The sequence below is a fragment of the Arthrobacter sp. CJL-S3 genome (assembly GCF_056711635.1).
The window spans coordinates 3,345,539-3,367,994 of sequence record NZ_CM160046.1 but is presented as its reverse complement, the minus strand read 5'-3'; the positions used below and the strand labels follow the sequence as shown (position 1 = coordinate 3,367,994).

General features: G+C 67.9%; 23 protein-coding genes. 11 read left to right on the top strand and 12 right to left on the bottom strand.

Translation table 11 applies throughout. The features are described 5' to 3' along the window. Nucleotide 1: 1 nt before the first annotated feature. Both AC06G6_RS15370 and AC06G6_RS15365 read right to left on the bottom strand, forming a co-directional pair. Entirely contained in the window at nucleotides 2–1,519 is a 1,518-nt protein-coding gene (locus AC06G6_RS15370) for a hypothetical protein (protein ID WP_479823403.1), read from the bottom strand. Between the two features lie 41 nt (nucleotides 1,520–1,560). Further along, complete coding sequence (locus tag AC06G6_RS15365) at nucleotides 1,561–4,326, bottom strand: MGH1-like glycoside hydrolase domain-containing protein (RefSeq protein ID WP_479823401.1); 2,766 nt, start codon at nucleotides 4,324–4,326, stop codon at nucleotides 1,561–1,563. Nucleotides 4,327–4,577: 251 nt separating this feature from the next. Here AC06G6_RS15365 and AC06G6_RS15360 point away from each other — a divergent pair, with 251 nt between their 5' ends. Both AC06G6_RS15360 and AC06G6_RS15355 read left to right on the top strand, forming a co-directional pair. Further along, entirely contained in the window at nucleotides 4,578–5,120 is a 543-nt protein-coding gene (locus tag AC06G6_RS15360) for a GNAT family N-acetyltransferase (RefSeq protein WP_479823399.1), read from the top strand. Nucleotides 5,121–5,170: 50 nt separating this feature from the next. After that, nucleotides 5,171–5,575, top strand: a complete 405-nt coding sequence (locus AC06G6_RS15355; RefSeq protein ID WP_479823397.1) for a VOC family protein — start codon at nucleotides 5,171–5,173, stop codon at nucleotides 5,573–5,575. A 41-nt stretch (nucleotides 5,576–5,616) separates the two neighbouring features. Here the strand turns inward: AC06G6_RS15355 and AC06G6_RS15350 are convergent, their stop codons facing one another. Then, nucleotides 5,617–6,105, bottom strand: a complete 489-nt coding sequence (locus tag AC06G6_RS15350; RefSeq protein ID WP_479823395.1) for an N-acetyltransferase family protein — start codon at nucleotides 6,103–6,105, stop codon at nucleotides 5,617–5,619. 60 nt (nucleotides 6,106–6,165) lie between these two features. Here AC06G6_RS15350 and AC06G6_RS15345 point away from each other — a divergent pair, with 60 nt between their 5' ends. Both AC06G6_RS15345 and AC06G6_RS15340 read left to right on the top strand, forming a co-directional pair. Next, nucleotides 6,166–6,906, top strand: a complete 741-nt coding sequence (locus AC06G6_RS15345; RefSeq protein ID WP_479823393.1) for a Type 1 glutamine amidotransferase-like domain-containing protein — start codon at nucleotides 6,166–6,168, stop codon at nucleotides 6,904–6,906. A gap of 10 nt (nucleotides 6,907–6,916) precedes the next feature. After that, nucleotides 6,917–7,462 (top strand): acyl-CoA thioesterase, encoded by a 546-nt coding sequence (locus tag AC06G6_RS15340; protein WP_479823391.1) that lies wholly within the window; start codon nucleotides 6,917–6,919, stop codon nucleotides 7,460–7,462. Between the two features lie 6 nt (nucleotides 7,463–7,468). On the opposite strand, the gene AC06G6_RS15335 is transcribed toward AC06G6_RS15340, so the two are convergent. Both AC06G6_RS15335 and AC06G6_RS15330 read right to left on the bottom strand, forming a co-directional pair. Next, complete coding sequence (locus AC06G6_RS15335) at nucleotides 7,469–8,275, bottom strand: ABC transporter permease subunit (protein WP_479823389.1); 807 nt, start codon at nucleotides 8,273–8,275, stop codon at nucleotides 7,469–7,471. After that, nucleotides 8,272–9,273, bottom strand: a complete 1,002-nt coding sequence (locus AC06G6_RS15330; protein ID WP_479823387.1) for an ABC transporter ATP-binding protein — start codon at nucleotides 9,271–9,273, stop codon at nucleotides 8,272–8,274. Before AC06G6_RS15330 ends, AC06G6_RS15335 begins: the two co-directional genes overlap by 4 nt. Before the next feature lie 147 nt (nucleotides 9,274–9,420). On the opposite strand from AC06G6_RS15330, the gene trxA reads away from it, so the two are divergent. Next, nucleotides 9,421–9,834, top strand: coding sequence for a thioredoxin (gene trxA / locus AC06G6_RS15325; protein ID WP_479823385.1), 414 nt, complete (start codon nucleotides 9,421–9,423; stop codon nucleotides 9,832–9,834). A gap of 151 nt (nucleotides 9,835–9,985) precedes the next feature. Here the strand turns inward: trxA and AC06G6_RS15320 are convergent, their stop codons facing one another. Next, complete coding sequence (locus AC06G6_RS15320) at nucleotides 9,986–10,264, bottom strand: putative quinol monooxygenase (RefSeq protein ID WP_307460717.1); 279 nt, start codon at nucleotides 10,262–10,264, stop codon at nucleotides 9,986–9,988. Between the two features lie 101 nt (nucleotides 10,265–10,365). Here AC06G6_RS15320 and AC06G6_RS15315 point away from each other — a divergent pair, with 101 nt between their 5' ends. After that, nucleotides 10,366–12,042, top strand: a complete 1,677-nt coding sequence (locus AC06G6_RS15315; protein WP_479823383.1) for an AMP-binding protein — start codon at nucleotides 10,366–10,368, stop codon at nucleotides 12,040–12,042. Here the strand turns inward: AC06G6_RS15315 and AC06G6_RS15310 are convergent. From AC06G6_RS15310 to AC06G6_RS15295, 4 genes are all read right to left on the bottom strand, one after another. Beyond that, nucleotides 12,039–12,845 carry an ABC transporter permease gene (locus tag AC06G6_RS15310; RefSeq protein WP_479823381.1) on the bottom strand — a complete coding sequence of 269 codons (807 nt, stop codon included), beginning with the start codon at nucleotides 12,843–12,845 and terminating at the stop codon, nucleotides 12,039–12,041. The two genes, AC06G6_RS15315 and AC06G6_RS15310, sit on opposite strands and share 4 nt — an antisense overlap. Next, nucleotides 12,845–13,813: an ATP-binding cassette domain-containing protein gene (locus AC06G6_RS15305; RefSeq protein WP_479823379.1), complete on the bottom strand. Its 969-nt coding sequence runs from the start codon at nucleotides 13,811–13,813 to the stop codon at nucleotides 12,845–12,847. Before AC06G6_RS15305 ends, AC06G6_RS15310 begins: the two co-directional genes overlap by 1 nt. 93 nt (nucleotides 13,814–13,906) lie before the next feature. Next, nucleotides 13,907–14,467, bottom strand: a complete 561-nt coding sequence (locus AC06G6_RS15300) for a cyclophilin-like fold protein (RefSeq protein ID WP_479823377.1) — start codon at nucleotides 14,465–14,467, stop codon at nucleotides 13,907–13,909. A gap of 3 nt (nucleotides 14,468–14,470) precedes the next feature. Then, nucleotides 14,471–15,313 carry an SDR family NAD(P)-dependent oxidoreductase gene (locus AC06G6_RS15295; protein WP_479823374.1) on the bottom strand — a complete coding sequence of 281 codons (843 nt, stop codon included), beginning with the start codon at nucleotides 15,311–15,313 and terminating at the stop codon, nucleotides 14,471–14,473. 148 nt (nucleotides 15,314–15,461) lie between these two features. On the opposite strand from AC06G6_RS15295, the gene AC06G6_RS15290 reads away from it, so the two are divergent. Continuing rightward, the gene (locus AC06G6_RS15290) at nucleotides 15,462–16,367 is read left to right on the top strand and encodes a helix-turn-helix transcriptional regulator (RefSeq protein ID WP_479823372.1); all 906 of its coding nucleotides are present in this window, start codon (nucleotides 15,462–15,464) and stop codon (nucleotides 16,365–16,367) included. A 29-nt stretch (nucleotides 16,368–16,396) separates the two neighbouring features. On the opposite strand, the gene AC06G6_RS15285 is transcribed toward AC06G6_RS15290, so the two are convergent. Then, the gene (locus AC06G6_RS15285; protein WP_479823370.1) at nucleotides 16,397–17,389 is read right to left on the bottom strand and encodes a DNA-3-methyladenine glycosylase family protein; all 993 of its coding nucleotides are present in this window, start codon (nucleotides 17,387–17,389) and stop codon (nucleotides 16,397–16,399) included. 172 nt (nucleotides 17,390–17,561) lie between these two features. Between AC06G6_RS15285 and AC06G6_RS15280 the strand changes: the two genes are divergently transcribed. Together AC06G6_RS15280 and AC06G6_RS15275 are read left to right on the top strand one after the other, a co-directional pair. Next, a complete protein-coding gene (locus tag AC06G6_RS15280; RefSeq protein WP_479823368.1) occupies nucleotides 17,562–17,948 on the top strand; it encodes a VOC family protein in 387 nt (128 codons plus the stop codon). A 70-nt stretch (nucleotides 17,949–18,018) separates the two neighbouring features. Next, nucleotides 18,019–18,453: a VOC family protein gene (locus tag AC06G6_RS15275; protein WP_479823366.1), complete on the top strand. Its 435-nt coding sequence runs from the start codon at nucleotides 18,019–18,021 to the stop codon at nucleotides 18,451–18,453. A 39-nt stretch (nucleotides 18,454–18,492) separates the two neighbouring features. Here AC06G6_RS15275 and AC06G6_RS15270 read toward each other — a convergent pair whose 3' ends face one another. Beyond that, nucleotides 18,493–19,659: an ArsB/NhaD family transporter gene (locus tag AC06G6_RS15270; protein ID WP_479823364.1), complete on the bottom strand. Its 1,167-nt coding sequence runs from the start codon at nucleotides 19,657–19,659 to the stop codon at nucleotides 18,493–18,495. Between the two features lie 107 nt (nucleotides 19,660–19,766). On the opposite strand from AC06G6_RS15270, the gene AC06G6_RS15265 reads away from it, so the two are divergent. Together AC06G6_RS15265 and AC06G6_RS15260 are read left to right on the top strand one after the other, a co-directional pair. Beyond that, a complete protein-coding gene (locus tag AC06G6_RS15265) occupies nucleotides 19,767–21,152 on the top strand; it encodes a cystathionine beta-synthase (RefSeq protein ID WP_479823362.1) in 1,386 nt (461 codons plus the stop codon). Between the two features lie 92 nt (nucleotides 21,153–21,244). Continuing rightward, on the top strand, nucleotides 21,245–22,456 hold the full coding sequence (locus AC06G6_RS15260) for a cystathionine gamma-synthase (protein WP_479823360.1): 1,212 nt from the start codon (nucleotides 21,245–21,247) through the stop codon (nucleotides 22,454–22,456).

Sequence of the window (22,456 nt, the reverse complement as noted above, 5' to 3'; positions counted from 1 at the left end):
GCTAGCGCTCTGGTGATCTGTCGAGGCGGAGCAAATGCCATTGCCATGCGTCAAGTCCGACGAACAGCCCGTCGACGAGATCGTCTCCGGCGCGCTCGAAACTCATGTCCCGGGTCGGGTCGGTCAGTTGCCACCGGTGACCACGCAGGTCCGGCCACGGTGCGCTCACATGACCTGTTGCGGGCTCATCGCTCAAATTCACCACGATCAGCCACCGGGTGGTACCGTCCCAGCTCCAAGCGACGAGGTTTTCGAAGCTGTTATCGCCCGGCCACCCCGACCGTTCACAGAGTTGCCAGTTGCCGTCGCGAAAGGTCGGATCGGCGACAGCCGCCAAGAGCCGGTCGTAGAATGCCGCGAGCTGGCCATCGATCGGCTCGGCGGGAAAGCGACCGAGGAACACCGGAAGGTGTACCCGCCACCCCAACAGCTGACCGTGGTGAATGAGCCGTGCCCCTGTCTGGGTCAGGGCCGCCACTGCCGCCGCCTGTGTTCGCCCGGTTCCGAACACCGACGCGGCCCGTGGCTCGTCGTGATTCTCCACGAACCGAAGGAGAGCATTCTGATACGTCTGCTCTGCCATCAGGTGTAGCCGCACCTCCTCGGCACTACCACCGAGAAGGCGGTCATACAGACGCTTGTCGTAGCAGTAGTCGAAGCCTTGCTGCATGAGGGACCACTCAAGATCCCAGTAGGCTTCGGCGAGGAACACGAATCCGGGGTGGGTTTCACGGACGGCGTTGATCACCGTTGGCCAATACTCCGTGCTCGGTGCAGGACCGACCCGGGCGCCCCAGGTGCGGGCGAAAACGTCGTTCATGACCAACATCGCCATGTCGCAGCGCACCCCGTCGCACTGATCGGCGATCGATGTCACCGTCTCCACCGCCGCCGAACGAAGGGCCGGGTCAAAGGCGTTGAGCTGAACGACATCCGGCCAGGCAGGGAAGTAGGGGTCACGCCCGTTGGCGAGCACTCGTCCGCCTACCTCGACAAAGGACGCCGGATCCAGGTCCCGGTCCGCGGCGGTTCCCGGGACGAAGAGCTCGGATTTCCCCGTGGTCCACGGATGATCCGGTGCGACATGGTTGGGCACGAAGTCAAGGATTAACCGGACACCCCGCACCGCCAGCGCTTCCCGTGCGGCGGAAAGTCCGGCAGGGCCGCCCAGGCGGTCGTCGACCACATAGTCCCTGACGCAGTACGGCGACCCGACGACGTCCTCGGCCTGCCAATCCGGCAGCGCGGCCTGGAAACCGGACCGCAGGGCCGGATTTTCCAGTGCGATCGCGATCCCGGCGGGGCTGCGTTGCCAAACCCCCATCAACCAAACCGCATCGAAGCCCAGGCCGGCAATCTCGTCCCAGTGCCGTTTCGGGACGGAGCCCAGGTCGATTGGTTTGTCTTCTTCGACGCTGATTGATTCGAGCCAGGCCCAGGTGTTGATCTCGTAGATAAAGGGGTGGGCCGCCGGTGGCGTCAGGCCCGGCGGTCGGTCCGGCACTACCATTCCGTCCATGACAGCTCTCTCTCAAATCGTGGTTCCCGGACAGCTGGCCCTCAGCCTTGTTGGAAATGGGTTCCCGGTTCCGTTTCCGGCGGTCCTGTCGTCGTGGTGGGCTCCGGGCTGTCCCCGAACAACAGCCGGTGGCTTCGGCGGGGTGGGTCGATGAGGAGGTCCGCGACCAGAGCAGTCCATCCGGTCTGGTGCATGGCGCCGAGTCCGGCCCCGTTGTCGCCGTGGAAGTACTCGTAGAACAGCAGGTTGTCCTTCCATGCGGGATCGTGCTGCAACAGGTCCACGCCGCCATAGACGGGCCTGCGTCCGTCCGCGCCGGGGAGCCAGATGCTCACCAGCCGGTCGGCGAGGTCACCGGCAATCTCTCGCAAGGTCAGGTGGTGACCGGATCCGGTGGGGTATTCGACGGTGAAGTCGGGACCGAAGAATTGGTCGTATTGCAGCAGGGCGCGAATGACGAGGTAGTTGACCGGCAACCAGACCGGTCCTCGCCAGTTGGAATTGCCGCCGTACATCGCTGTCCGCGATTCGGCTGGTTCGTACTGGATGGTCGCGGTGGGCAGCCCCGGAACCGTGTACGGGGTGGTGTGCCGCTTGGAGATCGATCGCAGGCCGTGGGGCGACAGGAAGGCCTCCTCGTCGAACAGGGTGCCGAACAGCCTGGCGAGTTTGTCCATCGGGACGACCGACAGCAGCGTCCGCCGGGAGGCCCCGGTGCCCCGCACCTGCCAGTCGAGGATCTCGTGCCGGCCGGTCTGTTCCAACCGGCGGGCGAACCGCTTCCGCAGCCGGCCGATCCGTTCCGTGTTCTGGGTCGGGAGCGCCACCGCGGGCAGCGCCGGGATCAAGCCGACGAGGGTCTGCACCTTGATCGGGACACTGGTCCCGGAGGGGTCGGTGAGTCGGTCGTAGAAGAAGCCGTCCTCGGTGTCAAAGCAGCCGGAATCCTCCAGCGCGTCGACGATCAGCACGGTCTGTTCCAGGAATTTCACGACCATGTCGTCATAGGCTTCGTCGTGTTCGGCGAGTTTGTTGGCCAGGGTGAGCATGGCCACGGAATAGTACGCCATCCACGCGGTGCCGTCGGCCTGGTCCAGCCTGAAGTCGGGCGGGAGGTGGGATCGGTCGATAGGGCTGATGTTGTCCAAACCCAAAAAGCCGCCACCGAACAGGTTGTTCCCGTCGGGGTCTTGACGGTTGAGCCACCAGGTGAAATTGAGCAGCAGCTTGTGGAACACCCGTTTCAGGAAGTCGAAGTCGGTGCCGCCGTCGATGACGAAGACCCGGATGGCAGCCAGCGCATGGACCGGTGGATTGACATCATCGAAGCTCCACTCGTAGGACGGGAGCGCCCCGTTTGGGTGCTGGAACCACTCCCGAAGGAGCACCAACAGTTGGTATTTGGCGAATGCGGGATCCAGGTGCGCCCAGGTGATGGAGTGAAATGCCAGATCCCAGGCCGCGAACCACGGGTACTCCCACGGATCGGGCATGGCGAGCACGTCGAACGAGTCCAGGTGCCGCCACCCCGTGTTCCGGCCGCTGCGATGCCCGGCCGGTGGCCTCGGTTGGCTGGGGTCGCCGTCCAGCCACAGGTTGACCCGGTACGGGTACATCTGCTTGCTCCAGATCAGTCCCGCGCAGGACTGGCGCATGACCTGCATCGGCTCGGCGCCGATCTCGGCGGGGGCAATCGCCGCATAGAACTCGTCCGCTTCCCGCTCCCGGGCTGCCATGACGTCATCGAAGTAGGAGTCGGACCAGCCAGGGCGTGCGGTTTGGTCCGGGAGTGGCCGGTGCAGCCGCAGCCGAAGCTCGACCCGCCCCCCGCCCGGAACGGCCACCTGATACCACCAAGATGCCTTGGTCCCCTGATTTTGCGGATTCACGGTATCCGCACCGGAGACCACGTGGTCGTTGATGCCGTCCTTTGGATAGGCGGTGACCGGAGCCGCCCCGAACAGGCGGACCGTGTTCGTCTCGTTGTCGCAGAACAAGGCCTGCGGCAGCACACCCTCCTGAGTGGGAGCGGCATCGAGCCGGTAGCCGGACAGTCGTGGGTGCTCGACAGCGACCCCGTCCCCGTCCAGGAACAACGACGGCGCCTCACCCCCTGAAACCCGCCACGTGTTGCGGAACCACAGTGTAGGCAGCACCGAAAGCACCGCTTCCTCGGACGAATGGTTCTCGATGGTGATCCGGGCAAGCACCTCGGTCGGTGAGGCCTTCGCGTAGGCGACATCCACGGACCAGTACCGGCCCCCGTCGAATACACCGGTATCCAGCAACTCGAACTCGGGTTCGTCCCGGGAACGACGGGCGTTCTCATCGATCAGTCGCTGATACGGAAACGCTGCCTGCGGATAGTGATACCGCCACCGCAGCCATGCATGGCTGGGCAGCGCATCCGGGTACCACCAGTACTCCTTGACGTCCTCGCCGTGGTTGCCCTGCGGGCCAGTCAGCCCGAACATCCGCTCTTTCAGGATCGGATCGGCCCCGTTCCACAGCGCCAGCCCCATGCACAGGTCATGGTGGATATCGGACAGCCCCGCCATGCCGTCCTCGTTCCACCGGAACGCACGGGACCGGGCATGATCGTGCGGGAAGTACTCCCACGCGTTGCCGTTCTCGCTGTAGTCCTCCCGAACCGTGCCCCAGGCCCGCTCCGAGAGGTACGGCCCCCACTCGTACCAGGGATTCGCCTCGAACACGTCGTCCTCCGCCGCGCCCGTGGCCTCGGCCAGCCGGGCATGTTCAGCCGTCACACGCTGAGGTGCCCCGGGCGGCATCTTGTCGTCGGTCATGACGTCCTCTCAGGAAGCGCTGACAGCCGGACTTCTCAAGACATGCCTTGATCGTGCCCATTGCCCTTGGTCACTGTCAACCTTCGACGGCGCCACGCACCCCGCCCGGCCCGTCCCCCACACGGAACATTGAACTCCGCGCCGGGTAGACGGCGGTGCAAGGATGAGATCATGTCCTACTTCGACGAACTTCCGGCCCCCGCCGGAACGCCAGCGCCAGCCCTGCTGGCTGGCCCCGGACTGAGCCCCGGATGACCGGGACGAGCAGGGCGCTCGCGGGCGGCGTCCGGATCCGCGTGTTGCGAGCCGATGACGCGGAAGCCATGTGCGCCGCGTACCTGCGCAACCGCGAACACCTGGCGCCCTGGGAGCCGCTGCGGGCCGAGGAGTTCTTCACCGTTGACGGCCAGATGATGAGCGTCCAGTCCAAGCTGGCCCTCTTCATCGCGGGATCCGACGTTCCGTGGGTGCTGACGGACGGGGAAACGATTGTGGGCGTGATGACCCTCAGCGGCATCGTGCGCGGGCCGTTCCTCAGCGCCCACCTCGGGTACTGGGTGGACAAGGACCACACCGGGCGCGGGATCGGCTCCGCGGCGGTCGCCTTCGCCGTCGACGCGGCGCGGGACGAGTTGGGCCTGCACCGGCTGCAGGCCGCCACCCTCCAGCACAACACCGCCTCGCAGAAGATCCTCAAACGCTCGGGCTTCACGGAAATCGGCGTGGCACCGGCCTATCTCAACATCGCCGGGGGCTGGCGGGACCACATCCTCTTCCAGCGCATCCTGTTCTGAAGCGCCGGCGCCCGCGGGGACCGGCGGCCCGGGCGTGCGAGACTCTCTGGGTGACTGATGAATCGCTCGGGGCCCTGCACCATGTTGAACTGTGGGTCCCGCACCTGGGCCGCGCCAGGGACGAATGGGGCTGGCTCCTGGCCCGGCTGGGCTATGAGGACTACCAGGACTGGCCGGACGGGTGCAGCTGGCGGCGGGGGCCGACGTACATCGTTGTCGAGGAGTCCCCGGCGCTCAGCAGCCGGGAGCATGACCGCACCGCTCCGGGGCTGAACCATTTGGCGTTCAGCGCCGGGACCAGGGAGCAGGTCGACGCGCTGGCCGCGGCCGCCGTCGGGCACGGCTGGCGTGAGCTGTTCCCGGAGAAATATCCGCATGCCGGCGGCCCGGAGCACTTCGCCGCGTACCTGGTGAATTCCGACGGCTTCGAAGCCGAGCTGATCGCCACGGACTGACGCCCCGCCCTCACTGCTCGGCGCACTGCTCAGGGCACGGCTCAGCGCACCATCCGCAGGATCCGGACCGGCGTGCCGGCCAGTTCATGCACCGCGGTCGCCCCGTCAGGGACGAAGCCATTGCGCCGGTAAAAAGCGAAGGCCCGGGGATTATCCTCCGCAATCCAGAGGTACGCGCCGGCGTCTCCCACGGCCGCGTCCAGCAGCATCTGTCCGGCCCCCGAGCCGTAGTGGCTGGCGAGCACGTAGATGCCCTTCAGCTCCCAGGGCCGGGGTCCGTCGTCATCGCGGCCGGCCCCCGCGCTCGCCCAGCCGATGATGTCCGTCCCTGCGCAGGCCACCCAGGTGTCCGAGGTGGCGGCGGCGATGATGGCGCGCCAGCGCTCCTCCCGCGGGCCTTGCTGCAGCCCCGCCAGAGTGCCGGCCGGCAGCAGATGGGCGTAGCTCTCGCGCCAGGCCTGGAGGTGCACCCGCGCAATGCCGGCGGCGTCGTCCAGGACGGCGGCCCGGACGGTCAGCTCTGATGTCATCCGCACAGCGTAATACGCATCTCCGCCCACCCCCGTCAGCGATCCGGGTACCTTGAAGTTATGAGCATCTTTCTGGTCGGCGGCGGCCCGGATACCGTGTCGACGCCCGTGATCTTCGACCAGTTCACCGCGGAGGCCCGGCACCGCGCCGGCGGCAGCCGGCCGCCGCGAATCGCCGTGGTGCTCGTTGACCACGAGGGCAGCGCCGAATACTTCCTCCCCGCCTACCTGGATCCCCTGCACCGCCGGACGCCGAGTGAGGTGACCACGGTCCTGCTCCGCCGCCACGGACAGGCGGACCCCCGGGCGTTCGACGGCGTCGACGCGATTGTCGTCGGCGGCGGCCCCACCCCCGTCTACGCCGAGGGCCTGCAGACCGCCGCGCCCGCCATCCGCCAGGCAGTGGCCGCGGGCGCCCCCTATCTGGGCTTCTCCGCCGGGGCCATGATTGCGCCGGCGCGGGCGATCGCCGGCGGCTACCGGGTCCGCGGCGTCGACGTGTGCCCCGAGGAAGCGTCCGAGGGGCTCGGGGAGGTGGAGCTGCGCGCGGGGCTGGGCCTTGTCTCTTTCGCCGTCGACGTCCACGCCGCGCAGGCCGGCACGCTGGGCCGTGCGGTCGCCGCCGTCGTGCATGGCATGGTGGACAGGGCGGTGGCTGTCGACGAGAACACGGCCCTGGTGCTGCCGCACGCGGACCCGGGGGAGCAGGGGGTGATCGGGACCAACAACTGCTGGCTGGTCCGCGGTCCCGGACTCAAAGCCACGGTCTCGGTCCTTGGCAGCGTTATTACTCGCGGGTAACATAGTCCCCATGCATCTGCTCCTCCGCACGCTTGTCCTGCTGTTCACGTCAGCCCGACGCTCCCCGCTGAGCATCTGGGACACGGCGTCGCTGCCGCTGAAGGTCCTGCCGACCGACATCGACATCGCGATGCATGTCAACAACGGCATGTATTTCTCGCTGATGGACCTGGGCCGGTTCGACCTGATGGCCCGCAGCGGAACCTGGAAGACCATGCGCCGCCGGGGATGGAGCCCGGTGGCGGCGGGGGAGACCATCGCGTTCCGCCGGTCGCTGCAGCTGTGGCAGCGGTACACGATCGAAACGAAGATCATCGGCCTGGACGAGAAGGCCATCTATTTTGAGCAGCGCATGGTGGTGGACGGGGAAATCTATGCCCGCGCCTTCATCGCCACCCGCCTGGTCTGCAAGGGCAAGCCGGTCAGCCAGGAGGACATCCTCCGTGAGTTCGGGGCGCCGCCTGCGGACCTGGTACTGCCCGAATGGATCCACGAATGGCGCGAAACCAACGCCCTCCCCGGCGCGCGGCGCCCGGCGCCGCACGTCTGGGCCTGAAACGGTCTAGCCGTAGGTTCCGACGTCGCGCCGGCTCAGCGCCGCCGCGCTGAGCGCCACGAGAACGGCGGTAATGCCCCACAGCCAGCCGGCGGCCGCCCAGTCCGCCCCGGTGGCCAGCGGGTTGTTGCCGTACGCCCAGCTGTAGGGCGAGAGGTTCAGGAGCCAGTCGACCTCCTCGCTTTGCCGGCCCACGGCATTGAACACATAGCCCAGGACGCCGACGCCGGCGCCAGCGGCCAGCCCGTAGGTCTTCCGCCCCGTCACGGCGCCGGCGAACAGTGCCGTGCTGCCCGAGAGCATGGTCAGCCCCGCGAACAGGACCGAGACGCCGAAAAGGTTTTCCGGCCTGATGTTCAGCTGTGCTGAATCGGTCAGCAGCCGGATCAGCACGAATATCAGGGCCACGAGCAGCAGCACGCGCAGCAGGATGGCCAAGGCGCGCTCCAGGACCACCTGCGTGCGGGTCACGCCGTGCGCCAGGGTGAGTTCCAGCTGGCCCGATTCCTCGTCCCCGCCGACCGCCGCCGCACCCCACGCCACCGAGGCGATGGTCATCAGCAGGAAGCCGATCAGCCCGAACATGGTGGCCTGGGTGTACCCGGGTCCCGAGGTGATCTGGTCGTAGTTGAGGGCCTTGATCATCTCCGGCGGGAAGGCATCCATCACGCCCTGCATCTCCGGGCTTCCGCCGATCGAGGGGTAAAGCGGCAGGTAGATGAGGATCGTGGCGGCGAGCCCTGCCGCCCACCCGAGCGTGGAGCGCCAGGAGTCCACGAACGCCCGCGTGAACAGCGGCAGCGGCTTGCTCATGCGCCGCGTCCCTTCCGTCTGCGGCGTCCGCCGCCGTTCGTGGTGCCGGCGCCATTGCCGTTGCCGCGGATGGTGCCGTAGAGCTCCAGGACCGATTCCTCGAGGTCGGGCTCCTCCAGCACCAGGTCGGTGAGCTGGAGGGTGGCCAGAATCTGGAGCAGCGGCCCGATCGCGCCGCCCAGCGTGGCGGACAGCTCGACGCCGTCGCCCGCGGGAAGAACCTCCAGGTGCCCGATCCCGGGCACCCCGGCCAGCAGCGCACCGGCGTCGGCCGCCGAAATCCCGGCGGCGGTGAACCGCACGTGCCGGACCGCGCCTTCCCGGAGGCTGTCCACGGTGGCGACGGTGATGATGCGGCCGTCGCGGAGGATCGCGACCTGGTCGGCGGCCTGCTGGATTTCGCTGAGCACATGGGAACTGAGGAACACGGTCTGCCCGTTGGCCTGGGCTTCGCGGACCATGGTGAGGAATTCCTGCTGGACCAGAGGGTCCAGCCCGCTGGTCGGCTCGTCCAGCACGAGCAGTTCGGGATCATGCATAAAGGCCTGGACGAGCCCCAGTTTCTGCTTGTTGCCCTTGGAGAGCTTGCGGGTGTGTCGGTCCAGATCCAGGCCCAGCCGTTCGGCCAGGGCATCGACCCGGCCCGGCCGGACGGGGCCGCTGATGTCCGCGTAATGGGACAGCAGCTTGCGGCCGGTGATCCGCCCCTCCAGGAACAGTTCGCCGGGCAGATATCCGATCCGGCGGCGCAGCGCCGGGCCCGCGGTCCGGGGGTTCTCGCCCAGCACCGTCGACGTGCCGGCGTTGGGCCGGATGATGTCCAGCAGGCACCGCATGACGGTCGTTTTGCCGGCACCGTTGGGCCCGATCACACCAAAGACGGAGCCCTTCTCGATGCCGAAGCTGACCCCGTGCAGGACTTCACGCCGGCCGAACCTCTTGACCAGGGAGTCGACCGTGATGGCTTGGCTGGCGGTGTTTTCCGGGTCCGGGGGCATGGCGCCGATGGTAGGCCGCGGCCGCCGTGGAGGCTAGGGTCCTAGGGCCCCGGGCCGGAGGGCAGGGGGCGGGGGAGGGCCGTCACATGGATGTGCCAACAGCGAAATGCAGGGGACAAGCCGGGGCTGCTCGCGTACCGTTGACCCATGGCTACCGTAGACATTACAGGTGAACAGTTCGCATCTACCGTCGAGGACAATGACATTGTCCTCGTTGATTTCTGGGCCGAATGGTGCGGCCCGTGCAAGCAGTTCGGCCCCACCTACGCCGCAGTGTCCGAGAAGCACCAGGACGTCGTCTTCTCCAAGGTGGACACCGAGGCCGAGCAGCAGCTCGCGGCCGAGGCCGGTATTACGTCCATCCCGACGCTGATGGCGTTCCGCGAGAAGGTGCTCGTGTTCTCCCAGCCGGGCGCGCTGAATGCCCAGCAGCTGGAGCAGGTCGTGGACGCCGTCAAGGCCCTCGACATGGAGGAAGTGCACGCACACGTGGCCCGGTCCCAGGCCGAGGCCGCCGCCGCGTCCGGCACGCAGGACGGCAGCCAGGTCCCCGAGGCCTAAGCGCCAGCGCTCACCGGCAATAGCGCCACCGCTCACGGGCAATAGCAACTGACCGGCAAACGGCAACGCGGGGTCGCTCCGCGCCCATAATCTTCGGATTAATGGGCGAGGGGCGACCCCGCGTTTTGTTCCGTCGTGGTTCCGGGTCCGGCTAGAGCTTCACGAGTTTGACCGGCTCGGCCAGCAGGGCGCTGAGGGATTCGTTGAGGTCCTGGACCGCGGTGCCTTTCGAGTGCTTGTCCAGGTCCTCCTGCGAGGCCCACCGTTCGGTCAGGACCAGCTTGTCCTCGCTGGCTTCGGTGAGCTCGTACCGGATGCAGCCGGGCTCGTTGACCACCTCGTCAATCGCGATCTCCAGCGCGAGCTTCACACGGAAGAACTCGCCGTCGTTGGGGATGAAGATGGCCTGAAGGTCAATGGGTGCGCTCATGGTTTTTACAATACCGGGCGCGGGCAATGTGTCCCGAAGATTTCGTAGGACATCCAAGCTTTACTCTTCTTTTGGGGGCCGAGTGTTGGTAGCGTCACATCATGCTTGCATACACAGCCGGGGACACTGACGTCCCGCTGCTCGAGGAAACCATCGGCGACAATTTCGAACGGGTCGTGGCCCGGTTCCCCTACCAGGACGCCCTGATCGAGGCCGCGGCGGTGCCGGGGGAAGAGGCCCGGCGCTGGAGCTACACCAAGTTGAACGACGACGTCGACCGCGTGGCACGCGCGCTGCTGGCCCTGGGCGTGGCCAAGGGGGACCGGATCGGCATCTGGAGCCCGAACTGCGCCGAGTGGACCATCCTGCAGTACGCGACGGCCAAGGTCGGGGCGATCCTGGTCAACGTCAATCCCGCGTACCGCAGCCACGAGCTGGAATTCGTGGTCAAGCAGAACGGCATGCGGATGCTGGTCGCGGCGCCGTCGGACCGCAACAGCGACTACACCGCCATGGCCCGGCAGGCGCTGGCCGAATGCCCGGAGCTGCACGAACTCGTGTTCCTGCCCGACGCCGGCCTGCCCGGCCTCACCGCCGGCGTCCCCGAAACCCCGGCGGAGCGCACGTTCGCTGAGCTGCTCAAGCGGGCCGACGACGTCGCGCACGCCGTGCTGAAGGCGCGTATGGCGGAGTTGGACCCCTATGACGCGATCAACCTGCAGTACACCTCCGGGACCACCGGGTTCCCCAAGGGGGCCACGCTCTCGCACCACAACATCCTGAACAACGGCTACTCGATCGGCGAGCTGATGGGGTACACCGAGCACGACCGGGTGGTGCTGCCGGTGCCGTTCTACCACTGCTTCGGCATGGTGATCGGAAACCTGGCCGCCCTCAGTCACGGCTGCGCCACCATTATCCCGGGCCGGGGGTTCACGCCCGCCGCCGCCTTGGAGGCCGTGCAGGACTTCGGCGGGACATCGCTGTACGGGGTTCCCACGATGTTCATCGCCGAACTCGCGCTGCCGGACTTTGCCTCCTACGACCTCTCCACCCTGCGCACCGGGGTGATGGCGGGCTCGCTGTGTCCCATCGAGGTGATGAACCGGGTCATCGCGGAAATGAACATGACCGATGTGGTGATCTGCTACGGCATGACGGAGACCTCGCCGGTGTCCACCATGACCCGCAGTGTGGACACGATGGCGCAGCGCACCCAGAGCGTGGGCCGGACCATGCCGCAGCTGGAGAGCCAGGTGGTGGACCCGATGACCGGTGACGTGATGCAGCGCGGCGAGATCGGTGAACTGTGCACCCGCGGATACTCCGTCATGAAGGGCTACTGGAACCAGCCGGACAAGACCGCCGAGGCGATCGACGCCGACGGCTGGATGCACACCGGGGACCTGGCCCGGATGGACGAGGACGGCTACATCGTCATCGAGGGACGGATCAAGGACATGGTGATCCGGGGCGGCGAGAACGTCTATCCCCGCGAGATCGAGGAGTTCCTGTACACCCACCCGGACATCCAGGACGTGCAGGTGATCGGCGTGCCGGACGCCAAGTACGGCGAGGAGCTGATGGCCTGCGTCATCCTCAAGCCCGGTGCCGCCCCGCTGGATGCCGGCAGCCTGGCCGAGTTCTGCCGCGGGAAGCTGGCGCACTACAAGATCCCGCGGTACGTGGACGTGCGCGAGGACTTCCCGATGACGGTTTCCGGCAAGATCCGCAAGGTGGACATGCGGCAGGAAGCGGTGGCCCGGCTGGGCCTCTAGTGCGTGTTCCGGTGGACGGTCCGGATGCCCACGGCAAGACCGACGGCGGCTGTCAGGCCGGCGGCGGCCAGCCCGAGCAGCGTGTCCACCCCCACGGCCCCGGCGAAGAGTTCGCGCTCGGAGTTCACAAGGTACGTCAGGGGATTGAACAGGCTCGCCGCCTGCATCCAGTCCGGCCCGGCCTCGATGGGCAGCATAATGCCGGACAGGATCATGAGCGGAAACAGGAGGGTCTGCTGGACGGCCCAGAATATCCACTCCTTGCTCTGCGAGACCAGGGCCAGTGAATAGGACAGCGCTCCGAGTCCGATGCCGAAAATTCCCAGGATGACCAGCCCGAACAGCACGTGCAGCGGGTAGAAGGCGAAGCCGAAGGGAACGCACACCAGGGCGATCAGGAGGCCCTGCACCACCAGCGGGGCCCACTCCTTGAGCGCCCGGCCGATCATCAGCGAGGAACGGGACAGGGGTGTGGCCAGGATCCGCTCGTAGGAACCGGTCATGAGCTCGTACTGCAGGTTGGAGCCGGTCATGGACGTGCCGAACAGGGCGATCATGACCACGACGCCGGGCAGGAACCACTGCAGCGTCGACTGGCCCCCGAAGGCCGGTGCCCCCACGGCGGATCCGAGAAGAGGTCCGAAGAGGGCGAGAAATATCAGCGGCTGGAGCAGGGAGAAGACCAGCGAAAAGGGGTCCCGCAGCGGAAGCAGCATCTCGCGCAGGAAGACGTACCAGATGTCCCGCAGGAGCTGCCCGGCCTGCTTCACGTCGGCGTCGGGCCGCCGGCCGTTCCCGGGCATCAGACCTTCGCTCCTTCCCGCAGGCTGCGCCCGGTCAGTTCGAGGAACACGTCATCCAGGGTCGGCGGCTTCAGTTCCAGGGACAGCGCGGGTGCTCCGGCGTCGTGCATTTGCCGCAGCAGGGCCGGGGCCAGCCGGGAGCCGTGCGTGAGCCGCAGCCGGAACCGGACTACGCCGTCGGCCTCGGATTCGTCGAGTCCGCCGTCCGCGGCGGTCCGCTCCAGCAGCCCCCGCACCGCGGCTGCCGACCCCGCGGCCACTTCCACGGCCAGCAGGTCTCCGGCCAGATCCGCCTTGAGCCGCGCGGGAGTGTCGTCGGCGATGATGGTGCCGTGGTCGATCACGACCACCCGCTCGGACATGGCGTCCGCCTCGTCCATGTAATGGGTGGTCAGCACGATGGTGGTTCCGTGCTCGGCACGCATGCGCATGATGTGCTCCCAGAGATTGGCCCTGTTCTGCGGGTCCATGCCGGTGGACGGTTCGTCGAGGAACAACAGCCGGGGTGAATGCATCAGCCCCAGGGCCACGTCCATCCGCCGCCGCTGGCCGCCGGAGAGCTTGATGACCGTGCGTTTCGCGAACTCGGTGAGGTCCAGGGACTTGAGCAGCTCATCGGCCCGGGCCAGCGCGCCCGCGCTGTTCATGCCGTAGAAGCGGCCCTGCATGACCATCTCGTCGATGACCCGGAAGCTGTGGCCGCCGCCGTTGCCCTGTCCGATGTAGCCGATCCTGGCCCGCACGCCGGCAGGATCCGTTGCGACGTCCAGGCCCGCCACCGTGGCGGTGCCGGTGGTGGGCTTCAGCAGGGTGGTCAGCATACGAAGGGTGGTGGATTTTCCCGCGCCGTTCGGGCCGAGGAAGGCCACGAGTTCGCCGGGGGCCACGTCAAGGTCGATGCCCTTGACCGCCTCGACGGTTTCCTTCTTGACGACGAAGTTTTTCGTGAGCTTCTGCGTGTGGATCACTGGTACTCCGGGGATGTGAGGCCCGGGCGCCCGGGGCTGCCGGGCGCCATGCCGCCACGCTATACCCAACCGGCAGGGCCGTCCACAGGGGTGTCAGCCGAGCTCTACGAGCATGTCGACGGTGTCGGGGAGGTTCTCGAACACAGTCAGGTCCGAGGTGATCTCTCCCATCTTCGTGAGTGTGGGGACGGAGCTGGTCTCCTCGTAGATGATGGTGATGCTGTCGAGCGGGTTGTAGTAGACGATGTCTCCGGGTTGCACGTCCGTATAGAACGGACCCGTCTCCGTCATGGGGGCGGAGAGCTCGGTGATGTACTCGATGCCGGCGTTGCGGAACCAGGGCAGCGTCACCGGGAGCGTGGCCGCGAAGTCCCGGGCGGCCTGGGTGTCGTTGAGGGTCGCGGTCATGACCACACCACCGGCGGTGATGGTGACCGGCGTCCCCTCACCCGTCCCCTCACCCGTCCCCTCACCCGTCCCCTCACCCGTCCCCTCAGCCGGGGCCTCGGCCGGGGCCGACGACGCGGTTGCGGTTGCGGTGGACGGGGTAGTTGCCGCGGTCGGGGATGTGGTGGTCTCGGGTGTGGAGCATGCTGCGAGGGCGATCGCAGCCGTGGAGACGAGGGCGATGAGCGACAGGGATTTCTTCATCATTTCCTAAGCGTTTTCGATGGCCATGGACGAGGACAGGCCGCGGTGGGCATCAACCTGGTCCAGCAGCAGCTGGGCCTTACGCTCGACACCGGCGACGACATCCGCTCCGGCGACGAAACGCAGCGGCGGGGTCTCCAGTGCGGCGATCGTGACAAGGGCTGCGCCGAGCTTGGCGGGGTCTCCGCCCTGCCGGCCGTTCATGCCCTTCCAGGCGGCGATCGTCCGGGCGGTGCGCTCGGCGTAGTCGTCGATGGACAGTTCGGGCCACATGGAAGACGCGCCCTCGACCAGGAGTTCGGTGCGGAAGAAGCCGGGTTCGACGATGGTGGTGTGGATGCCGTAGGGCTCGACGTCGTACCGGAGGGACTCCATCCAGCCTTCGAGGGCGAACTTTGATGCGGCGTAGGCGGCGCAGAACTCCTGGCCGATGATGCCGGCGGCGGAGGTGATGGTGATGACGTGGCCGCGGCGCTGCTGGCGCATGACCGGCAGGATCGCGCGGGTGACGTTCAGCGGGCCGAAGAAGTTGGTTTCCATCTGCCTGCGGAACTGCTTGTCGCTGATCTCCTCGAAGTACCCGGCGTAAAAGTTGCCGGCGTTGTTGACGAGAACATCAATGCTTCCAAAGCGTCCGACGGCGGCCTCGGCGCCGGCCGCTGCGGCTGCGGCATCGGTGATGTCCAGCGACAGGGCGAGAAGGTTTTCGTGTTCGCCGAGAGCCGCGGTGACCTTGGCGGCGTCGCGGGCGGTGCCGACGACACGGTGGCCGGCGTCGAGCGCGGCCTTGGCCAGGTCGACGCCCATGCCGCGGGCGGCTCCGGTGATGAACCAAACGTTGTTGGTCATGATGATGCCTTTCTCAAGTCCAAACCGGCCCGTTCGGGGCGGCTGATGTTTCAAGTCAACCGGCCAGCGCCGGGGCTAGCGAGACCCTACCTAGAGGTTCCCTGACAGGGACCCGCTACCGGGCGCGGGGTGGAGTACCTTCGATTTCATGGACAACCAGGACGACCTCAGCAAGTTCCTCATCTCCCGCCGGGCCAAGCTCGACCTGGAACAAGCCGGACTGCCGGACTACGGCGGACGGCGCCGCGTTCCCGGCCTGCGACGAGAGGAAGTCGCCCTCCTGGCCGGGATGAGCTCGGAATACTACAAACGCCTGGAACGCGGCAACGCCAAGGGGGTGTCGGAGGCCGTCGTCGAAGGGGTCAGCCGGGCCCTCCAGCCGGACGACGCCGAACGCTCTCATCTCCACGAGCTCATCCGCTCAGCCAATGCCGGAGCCCATCCAGGGCGCGGGCGCCCGGCACGCAAAACGCAGGTCAGCTCCAGCCTGCAGCAGACCATCGAGGCAATGTCGACCGTCCCGGTGTTCGTGCAGAACGGCCGGCTTGACGCGGTCGCCACCAACCGTCTGGGGAGGGCCCTGTTCTCGGAGATGTTCCACGGCTCCGTCCAGCCGGTGAACGCCGCGCGCTTTGTCTTCCTGGATGCCAGGGCACAGACGTTTTACCAGGACTGGGAATCCAACACCCGCCAGATTGTCGCCCTCCTCCGGGCCGAAGCGGGCCGCGCCCCCTACGACCGCCAGCTCAGCGACCTCGTCGGTGAACTTTCCACCCGCAGCGATCTCTTCCGGAAGCTCTGGGGAGCGCACGACGTCCGCGAACACCGGACCGGCATCAAGAGCATCCACCACCCCGTCGTTGGCGACCTTGACCTGAGCTACCTCGCGCTGGACCTCGCGTCCGACCGCACCCTCCAGATGCTGGTGTTCTCCGCGGAACCGGGCTCCGCGTCCCACGACGGGCTGCAGCTGCTGGCCAACTGGGCAGAGACGCACAACGCCGGGTTGGAACCCAACGACCCGGCTACCACGAACCTCATCAACGGAAAATGATGCTGCGACGGGCGGGAACCGGCCGGGTGCTAGTGGCCGCGGTGGTCCTGGATGGTCATCCGGGGGCCGAACGTGGGTTTGCGGAAGCCGCTGAGGCCGATCATCCGGACCACGCGCTGCCGGTGGCCGGCCCACGGGGCCAGTAGCCGGAGCATCCCGGCATCGTCGGTCCGGCGCCCGGTCAGCGCCGCCCCCACATACGCCGCCAGGTGGTAGTCGCCCACCGCGATCGAGTCCGGGCAGCCGTGCGTGCGCTGCATGACTTCGGCCGCGGTCCACACGCCGATGCCGGGGATGGTCTGCAGCTTCGCGGAGGCCTCCGCCGCCGGCAGCGCCGCCAGCCGTTCCAGCGCGGCGGCGGAGCGCAGAGCGCGCATGACGGTCGCCGAGCGCTGGGGACCCACGCCGGCCTTGTGCCATTCCCAAGACGGGATGCGCAGCCACTGCTCGGGCGTGGGCTGCACCAGCAGGTTCGCCGGCGCAACCGTGCCGGCGCCGGGGGCCGGGGTGCCGAAGCGGTACATCAGGTAGCGGTAGCCGCGCCGGGCCTCGATCACGGTGACCTTCTGCTCCAGGATCGTGGGCACGAGGGAGTCGACCAGGCGGCCGGTGGCGGGCAGCCGGACGGCGGTGTTCCGGCGTCGGGCCTCCACCACCATCCGGGGGAGCGTGGCGTGGAACGCGGGCTCATCGAAGGCGGACCAGTCGTCGTCGCGCCCCAGCATCCGCGGCGCGGACGCGGCGGCGTCGGCCGCACCCGGCCCCCAGGCCTGGATTTCGACGGCGGGACCCGCCGGCGCGCAGTCCGACGGATAAGCCACCGTCAGCCGGAGCGTGGCCGGACCCGACGGCGTGGTGAACGCCATCCAGAGGCCGTCCGCCGCCGTGCGGATGGACGGATCGCCGTGCCCCCGCAACAGCGTCCCGATGGTCTGCATCAGGTCGAAGGGGCCGCCCGGGAGCCAGCGCAGGGAGGCGTCCGCCGCGGCGGCAACGCCGGCGGGGACGTCTGCAATGGTCATCCGACCATGATTCCACGAACGCCTGACAGCGGCCGCCGCTGCCCGCACTTCCCGCCCACCGACGCATGGGCCGGACGGCCCTTAGCCCCGGGGTTGAGCGGTACTAGACTCCGGCTGTGGCGTGGGCGCCCGCGCCCGCTTGAGGGCCGCCGAATCTTCTGAGGAGCATGTGATGGCTGGTGGAGTAGTGCATTTCGAGATCCCCGCGGACGACGAGAACCGCGCCCGGGACTTCTACCGTGCGGCGTTCGGCTGGGGCTTCGAGGTCATGCCGGAGATGGAGTACAGCCTGGCGATGACCACGCCGCTGGATGAGCAGGGCAGGCCCGCGGTGCCCGGCTCGATCAACGGCGGCCTGTTCAAGCGGGGGGAGGGGCTCACCGCCCCGGTGGTCACCGTGGACGTGGACGACATCGACGCCGCGCTGGAGAAGATCACCGCCCTGGGCGGCTCGACGGTCCGGGAGAAGATGCAGGTGGGCGGGATGGGCTGGAATGCCTACTTCAAGGACTCCGAAGGCAACATCGTGGGTCTGTGGCAGAACGCGGCACAGACCTAGAATTTCCCTGTGGCGCGGACCGCCCGCGCCACGGACCAAGGCACCGAATTCCTGTTCTAAGGAGAGTGTGATGGCTGGTGGAGTAATCCATTTCGAAATCCCCGCGGACGACGAGAACCGCGCGCGGGAGTTCTACAGGTCGGCGTTCGGCTGGAGAATTGATGCCATGCCGGAGCTGAGTTACGCCATGCTCATGACGACGCCGTCGGATGAGACGGGCATGCCCTCCGTTCCGGGGTCCATCAACGGCGGCATGTTCCGCCGCGAGGGGGAACTCACGTCGCCCGTTGTCACGGTGGACGTGGAGGACATCGACGCGGCGCTGGAGAAGATCAATGCCCTGGGCGGCAGCACCGTCACGCCGCGGCAGGAGGTCGGCACCATGGGCTGGGCCGCCTATTTCCGGGACACCGAAGGCAACATCATCGGCCTGTGGCAGAACGCCGCGCCGGAGGGAGGCGCCTCTTCCGCCGGTTCGACCGGGGCGAACGACATCGGCGCCTGAGGCGCGCGAGGCACGCGGGGCCACGCGGGCCCGCCGGCCTCAGGGCATCCCGGTGCTGAGCCAGAGGGCCACGACCGCCAGCGGGACGGTGAGGACGACGGCGGCGAGGCCGGCAACCGCGAATCCGCCCCAGCGGATCTCGACGTTGAGCGTGCGGAGCCGTTCGTGCCACAGCAGCGTGGCCAGCGACGCCCAGGGCGTCACCAGCGGTCCCAGATTGACCCCGATCAGCAGGGCCGCGAGCCGCACCGGCGAATCGCCCACCGGTTCCAGCGCGAGGTACGCCGGCAGATTGTTCACCGCGTTCGCCGCACCGGCGCCCAGGCCCGCGAGCCGCAGCAGGGCCGGCAGGCCCTCGCCGGCGCCGGCGAACCCGGACAGGAACCGCGTGAGGCCGTTCGCGTGGAGGGCCTCCACCACCATGAACAACCCCGAGGTGAGCATCAGCGGCCGCCAGGGAATCATGGACCAGCGCACCGCCGAGCGCCGGCGCCACAGGAACAGGCCCAGCAGGACCGCCGCCGCGGCCATCGCCGGGAACTGCACGGGCACGCCGGAGACAAGCGCGGGCAACAGCAGCACCATCACCCCGGACGCCGCATACAGCAGCCCCTTGTCCCGCGGCTTATGGACCGGCTGCGGCCCGTAGCGGCCGGCGAGGTCCTTCCGGAACGCCAGCCACAGCAGCCCGATCGGGACCAGGACCCCCACCAGCGCCGGCGCCCAGACGAGACCGGCGAAGGCCGCCGGACTCAGGTTGAGCCGGTCCTGGGCCAGCAGATTGGTCAGGTTCGACACCGGCAGCAGCAGGGAGGCGGTGTTGGCCAGCCAGATCGTGGTCAGGGCAAACGGCAGCGGCGGGATCCCGGCGTGCACTGCCAGCAGCACAACGACGGGCGTCACCAGCACCGCCGTTGTATCCAGGGACAGGAACACGGTGGAGACGGTCGCCAGACCGACCACCAGCAGCCACAGCAGAAAGACCCGGCCCCGGCCCAGCGCGGCGAGACGCTCCGTCACCACCCGGAACAGCCCGGCGTCGTCCACCAGTTCCGTGACCAGGGACATGGCCACAACGAACGCGAGCACCGGGACGGTGCGGCCGGCCAGTTCCTGGAAGGCCGGCCAGGGCAGCAGCCCGCTGAGCAGCGCCGCGGCACCGGCGAGCAGCATTCCGCCGGGCAGCAGATAACTCTTCAGCTTCATCGGTCGCCACCACGTTTCACCGCATAATCTTCGCACCGGCCGCCTCCGGGGCCGCCCCGCCGTGCCCGGGACCGCTCCATGCGGGCGGAGACGGTAACTTTGTACCTATGAAGTACGCCCAGTCCGTTCTGGACCTCATCGGCAATACGCCGCTCGTCAAACTGCACCACGTCACCGACGGCATCGGGGCCACGGTCCTGGTGAAGCTGGAATACCTGAACCCCGGCGGTTCCATCAAGGACCGCATCGCGGTGAAGATGATCGAGGAGGCCGAACGCACCGGCAAGCTCCTGCCCGGCGGCACCATCGTGGAACCCACCTCCGGCAACACCGGCGTCGGCCTGGCCCTCGTGGCCCAGCAGAAGGGCTACCGCTGCATCTTTGTGGTGCCGGACAAGGTCGGCGAGGACAAGCGCGCCGTGCTCCAGGCCTACGGCGCCGAGGTCGTGGTGACGCCCACCGCCGTCCCGCCCGACAGCCCGCAGAGCTACTACGGCGTCTCGGACCGGCTCGTCACCGAGATCCCCGGCGCCTACAAGCCCGACCAGTTCTCCAACCCGGCCGCCCCGGCCAGCCACTACGAATCCACCGGCCCGGAAATCTGGCGCGACACGGACGGCCGGATCACCCACTGCGTGATCGGCGCCGGCACCGGCGGCACCATCACCGGCACCGGCCGGTACCTCAAGGAGGTCTCCGCCCACCGCGCGGACGCCGACGGCGGCGTGGTCAAGATCATCGGCGCGGACCCGGCCGGTTCGGTCTACTCCGGCGGCACCGGCCGGCCGTACTTCGTCGAGGGTGTCGGCGAGGACATGTGGCCCGCCAACTACGACAAGTCCGTCCCGGACGACGTCATCGCCGTCAGTGACGCCGACTCCTTCGACATGACGCGGCGGCTGGCCCGCGAGGAAGGCCTGCTCGTGGGCGGGTCCTCCGGCATGGCCGTCGTCGCCGCCCTGCGGGTCGCCAAGGACCTGCCGGAGAACGCCGTCGTCGTCGTGATCCTGCCGGACTCCGGCCGCGGCTACCTGGCCAAGATCTTCAACGACCAGTGGATGCGCTCCTACGGCTTCCTGGCCAGCGGCGACGACGCCTCCGTGGGCGAGATCCTCAAGGCCAAGACCGGGGAACTGCCGGACCTCGTGCACATCCACCCGAACGAGAGCGTCCGCGACGTCATCAACATCATGAACGAGTTCGGCGTCTCCCACATCCCGGTGCTGTCCCAGGAACCGCCCGTGGTGATGGGCGAGGTCCTCGGCGCCGTCGACGAGCGCACCCTGACCGCCAAGCTGTTCCGCGGCGAGGCCAAACTCTCGGACAAGATCTCCGAACACATGGAGGCCCGGCTGCCGGTGATCGGATCACTCGAATCGATCCAGACGGCCCGGGAACTCCTCTCCGACGCGGACACCCTCATGGTGACGTTCGTCGGCGCCCCGGTGGGGATCCTGACCCGCCACGACCTCCTCGCCTACCTGAGCAACTGAAGCCACTGACGCCCGCAACTGACCTCAGCAACTGACCCGGCAGCCGGACCGCCCTCCCGGGGCCGCCCGGCCGCCGGCCGAAAGGAACGCACATGTCTTTGCCAGAAAGCTCCGCCGCACCCACCACCGGCTTCAACACCCGCGCCGTGCACGCCGGCCAGGAGTTCGAGCCGCGCACCGGCGCCGTCGTGCCGCCCGTGCACTTCTCCACCACCTACGCCCAGGAAGCGATCGGCGTGCTGCGCGCCGGCTACGAGTACGGCCGCGGCACCAACCCCACCCGTGACTCGCTGCAGGAACAGCTCGCCGCGCTCGAGGGCGGGACCGCAGCGTTCTCCTTCAGCTCCGGCCTCGCCGCCGAGGACTCCATGATCCGCGCGCTCACCCGCCCCGGGGACCACATCGTGCTCGGCAACGACGCCTACGGCGGCACCTACCGGCTGATCGCCCGGGTGCTGGGGGAGTGGGGCATCGGCAACACCCCGGTGGACATGTCCAACCTCGACGCCGTCGCGCAGGCCGTGGCCGCGGGTGGATCAAACGGGGGCAAGACCCGCCTCGTGTGGGTGGAGACGCCGTCGAACCCGATGATGAAGATCACCGACATCGCCGCCCTCGCCCAGCTGGCACACGACGCCGGCGCCCTCCTCGTAGTGGATAACACCTTCGCCTCGCCGTACCTGCAGAACCCGCTGGCCCTCGGCGCCGACATCGTGGTGCATTCCACCACCAAGTACATCGGCGGGCACTCCGACGTCGTCGGCGGCGCCATCATCGTCAACGACGCGGAGCTGGCCGAGAAGATCGGCTTCGTGCAGTTCGCCGTCGGTGCCATCTCCGGCCCGATGGACGCCTTCCTGACCACCCGCGGTCTCAAAACCCTCGGCGTCCGGATGGACCGGCACAGCGATAACGCCCAGGCCGTGGCCGAATGGCTGCTGCAGCGCCCCGAGGTCGAGGCCGTGCTGTACCCGGGCCTGCCCTCCCACCCCGGGCACGAGCTGGCCAAAAAGCAGATGAAGAAGTTCGGCGGCATGATCTCCGTGCAGTTCAAGGGCGGCGAGGCGGCAGCACGCAAGGTGGCCGAGTCCACCTCCGTGTTCACCCTGGCCGAGTCCCTCGGCGGGATCGAATCGCTGATGAACTATCCCTCGGAAATGACCCACGCCTCAGTCAAGGGCACCGAACTCGCCGTCCCGGTCAACCTGATCCGGCTCTCCTGCGGCATCGAGGACGTCGAGGACCTGATCGCCGACCTCGAGCAGGCCTTCGCGCAGCTCGGTTCCGGCGAGTCAGGCAGCTAA